The 3,859-nt window shown below is 60.2% G+C and carries 5 protein-coding genes; 2 read left to right on the forward strand and 3 right to left on the reverse strand.

Annotation, left to right across the window (positions count from 1 at the left end; genetic code table 11):
• A partial coding sequence (locus AC1DT3_RS13995) for an efflux RND transporter permease subunit (protein WP_477465861.1) occupies nt 1-306 on the reverse strand: 306 nt, incomplete at its 3' end.
• Nucleotides 307-309: 3 nt separating this feature from the next.
• Nucleotides 310-1,455, reverse strand: coding sequence for an efflux RND transporter periplasmic adaptor subunit (locus AC1DT3_RS14000; protein WP_477465862.1), 1,146 nt, complete (start codon nt 1,453-1,455; stop codon nt 310-312).
• A 331-nt stretch (nt 1,456-1,786) separates the two neighbouring features.
• Between AC1DT3_RS14000 and AC1DT3_RS14005 the strand changes: the two genes are divergently transcribed.
• On the forward strand, nt 1,787-2,101 hold the full coding sequence (locus AC1DT3_RS14005) for a hypothetical protein (RefSeq protein ID WP_477465863.1): 315 nt from the start codon (nt 1,787-1,789) through the stop codon (nt 2,099-2,101).
• Between the two features lie 24 nt (nt 2,102-2,125).
• On the opposite strand, the gene AC1DT3_RS14010 is transcribed toward AC1DT3_RS14005, so the two are convergent.
• Nucleotides 2,126-2,848: a LuxR C-terminal-related transcriptional regulator gene (locus AC1DT3_RS14010; protein WP_477465864.1), complete on the reverse strand. Its 723-nt coding sequence runs from the start codon at nt 2,846-2,848 to the stop codon at nt 2,126-2,128.
• 282 nt (nt 2,849-3,130) lie between these two features.
• On the opposite strand from AC1DT3_RS14010, the gene AC1DT3_RS14015 reads away from it, so the two are divergent.
• The coding region (locus tag AC1DT3_RS14015; RefSeq protein WP_477465865.1) for a bifunctional aspartate transaminase/aspartate 4-decarboxylase at nt 3,131-3,859 on the forward strand (729 nt) is incomplete at its 3' end.

The following is a 3,859-nucleotide window of genomic DNA, read 5'->3' on the forward strand; positions in this document are numbered from 1 at the left end:
GTCGGGATCCGTACCGACACGGAAATACACCTGCAGAGAATAGCTGCCGTCATTGCCGCTGACCGACTTCATGTAGAGCATGTTGTCGACGCCGTTCATCTGCGCTTCGATCGGCTGCGCGATGGTGGATTCGACGACTTCCGCGCTCGCTCCGGGATAGCGCGCCGTCACCTGGACCTGTGGCGGCACGATATCCGGAAACTGGGCGWTCGGGATGCGCGTCAGCGCAATGAGCCCGGCGAGGGTGATGACGATGGCAATGACGATGGCGAGCCGTGGGCGATCGACAAATACGGCCGAGATCATGGATCAGCCCTTCGGTTGGCTGGGCGCGGGCGCGGCATCGACTTCGACGCCCGGCCTCACCTTCTGAATACCGTCGACGATGACGCGGTCGCCAACCTGCAATCCCGCCGTCGCAACCACGTCCGTGCCGCGCACCGCGCCCAAGGTGACGCGTTTGGCCTGAACCTTGCCGTCGGCGCCGACGACGTAGACGTACGACCCGGCTTGATCATTGAGAACGGCTCTCTGGGGAACGACCAGCGCCTCTTCAGGCTTCGGCTCCTCGACCCGCAGGCGAACATATTGGCCATCGACGAGAAGTCGTTCGGGATTTGGGAAAACCGCGCGAACAGTCAACGTATCCGTCGATTGATCGACCGTCACATCGGTGAAGTCGATCTTGCCGACTTGGTTGTAGTAGCTGCCGTCAGACAGTTGCAGGCGAACGACGGCGCCTTCCGGGCTCTCCTGTCGTTTCTCCAATCTGCGGCGCACGTCCAGGATCAGACGCTGGCTGACGGGGAACGTGACATAGATTGGGTCTTGGCTGACGACGGTTGCGAGAGCGCCTGAATCCGGTCCGACGAAAGCGCCCTTCTGGAACGCGGCGCGACCGACGCGCCCTGCCACGGGCGAACTGATCCGCGTGTAGCCGAGATTGATCTCCGCCTCTTTCAATGCGGCCTGGGCCTGCAGAACCGATGCGTCCGCGATTCTCTTGTCGGCCTGACGATCATCGTAGACCGCCTGCGAGATGGTTTGACGTGGCAAGAGCTCGGCCGCGCGCGCCAGCTGAACTTTGGCGTTCTCGGCTTTCGCCTCCGCAGCCGCGAGGTCAGCCTTGCGCTGATCGACGAGCGCTTGATACGTGTCGTCCTCGATCGTGAAGAGGAGCTCGCCCTCCTTGACGTCTTGGCCTTCGGTGAAATTCTGCGAGTTGAGATAACCCGTTACGCGAGCGCGAATATCGACCTTGTCGACGGCGACGACACGACCGGTGAACGTCAATCCGAACGTCACTGGACTCTTCTCGATCGTTTGAACAGTCACGGCAGGTTTCGGCATTGCTCCCTGGGCGAGCGCCGCAGCGCTTGCCATCAACGAGCCCAGCAGGACCAATGCCTGCCAGGAGCCGCGGCGTCTCCCTTTCGAGGTAAGGAGAACTCTCATGCCACGCCCCTCCTTGTCGCGCTATCGCGCACCTCGACACCATTGCACAGAACAGCGTTGCCTAGGTAGCCTCCCGATACAATCAGGGGAAGAATGTAGGCCGATGAGGAAAAACCCCGAGGTGGGTTTTGACCGCGGCGCGGGCGCATGATGAGTGCTTCATGGGTAAGCGTGCCCGCGGCCTGCTCATCGAATTGTGAGAAAACTGTCCGATCCTGCGAAAAAAACAAAGACGGCAGTAGCGGGAACGGGGTGTCTTCCGGCATGATGGGTGCAGCTAGAACGTTGGCGACGCTCGTCGTCGGCGAACGCCTAATGTTGAGATTGTCCCGTGACGAATTTTGCCCCCGTCCTTCTTCTCGCAAGCCAAATGCTCCTGCCGATCGCCGATGAACCACCTCGGCTTGCCGTCGAGGAGAGCTGCAAGGCGGCTTTGAAGCTAGATCCCGAGACCGGCAGCCTCGAGGCGTGCATGAACGATGAGAAGGCTGCGCTCGCCACGCTGAAGACCACCTGGACGACCTACCCGGCCATCGATCGCACCCGCTGTGTCGAGGAAACGTCGACGGGCGGTTCCCCGAGCTATGTGGAGGTCATGACGTGCCTTCAGACCGCTCAGGAGGCGCGTAAAGTTCCCAAGAACTGATACGGCGGGCGGGCGGCCCATCGATCATGCTTCGATCATATGGTGTCGAACGGCGTAGCGGACGACGTCCGCTGTCGAGTTTGCCCGGATCTTGCGCATCGCCATCGTGCGATGCGCTTCGACAGTCTTGATGCTCACGCTGAGATGCTCGGCGATCCTGCGGTTGCTCAAACCTGCGGCAATCAACTTCACGACCTCAGATTCTCGTCGGGTAAGCGCCCGCGCTGTCGAACCCACGACCTCGATTGGGGCCTCGCTCAGGCCGTTGAGTAGCGTGGCGGATACCTGCCAAGTGAAGTAAGGCCGGTGGTCAAGCAAGGCCTCGACAGCGGCCAGGATGTGTTCTCCACCATCGGTCTTGAGGACATAGCCGCGCGCTCCGACCGTGACCAGTTCACGAATACTCTTCTCGTCCTCCTCGGCCGTGAACACCAAAATCTCGGTGTCATGAAGCAGCGCACGGATCTGTCCGAGGATACCGCAGAGGTCACCCGGAAATGACGACGGGTCGACGATGATGATATCGGGGCGAGTCGACAGGGCCAACCCGGCGAGATCCTCGATCGCGACGGCTTCGCCGACGATTGTCCATCCATCCCGCTCGTCGATCATCGATCGGAGGCCGCAGCGGACAATCGGATAGGGGTCGGCGATGAGAAGGCGTGCGAGCAACCGGACGCCGCCGGTCCGAAAGACGTCGCCTCCCATTCCGAAGGCGTCACCTGTGCGGTTCTGCGGTGGGTGCATGGCGGTCCATCCTCACGTCTGGCCGAGAATATGATAGCCGGCAACGGCTGCCTTGCGCATCCCGTGAAGTACCAGATCCCAGCCACAAAAATCCGCGGTGGACGTCAGGGTTACAGCCTGACGTCGTGTTCAGACGTGGCCATTCGAGAACATCGTCCATCAGGAAAACGCTGAGGCCAACCGGAGAAAGATGCAACCGCGCCTCGGGTCATGACCTGATGGCCAATCGGGCAGTCGTGCTGAAGATACCCCTGTGTTTCAACGCTCGACTGGAGAACTTGGATGAGCGAATTTCCGTCTCGTTCCTTCGATGCTTACGAAAAACTCAGTCCTTTCGAAATCAAGGACAAGCTGATCGAGCTCGCCAAAGACAGTGCCAAGAAGGCGGCTGTCACAATGCTCAACGCCGGGCGCGGCAATCCCAACTGGGTCGCGACGACACCACGAGAAGCCTTCTTCCTACTCGGACAATTCGCCATCGAGGAATGCAAGCGCGTCATGGACGGGCCCGATATGGGCGGCATGCCCCAGACCCCCGGCATCGCCGGACGATTGGAACAGTTTCTGAAAACCAATCACGATCGCCCTGGCGCGACCATGCTGAAGGAGTTGGTGCCGTTCGCAGTCGCGCGGTTCGGTTTCGTGGCGGACGCCTTCGTCCATGAGTTGGTCGATTCCATTGTCGGCGATAATTATCCGGTGCCGGACCGCATGCTGCAGCATGCTGAGAAGGTGGTGCACGAATATCTGATCTGGGCCATGTGCGACAGCAAATCGCCCGGCGGCCAATACGACCTGTTCGCGGTCGAAGGCGGCACGGCGGCCATGTGCTACACCTTCAAATCGTTGATGAAGAACCGCATTCTTCACAAAGGCGATACGATTGCGATCGTGACGCCGATCTTTACGCCTTATCTCGAGATTCCCCTGCTCGAGGATTACGCCTTCAATGTCGTGCATATCAACACGCGAGCGGAGGAGATCTTTCAGTTGACCGACGAGGAGCTGAAG

It is taken from the genome of Microvirga sp. P4_G7 (assembly GCF_056401005.1).

What these genes read in the sequence shown, in the direction of transcription:
- AC1DT3_RS14000 (WP_477465862.1), bottom strand. Translation starts at nt 1,455, where the DNA reads ATGAGAGTTCTCCTTACCTCGAAAGGGAGACGCCGCGGCTCCTGGCAG.
- AC1DT3_RS14010 (WP_477465864.1), bottom strand. Translation starts at nt 2,848, where the DNA reads ATGCACCCACCGCAGAACCGCACAGGTGACGCCTTCGGAATGGGAGGC.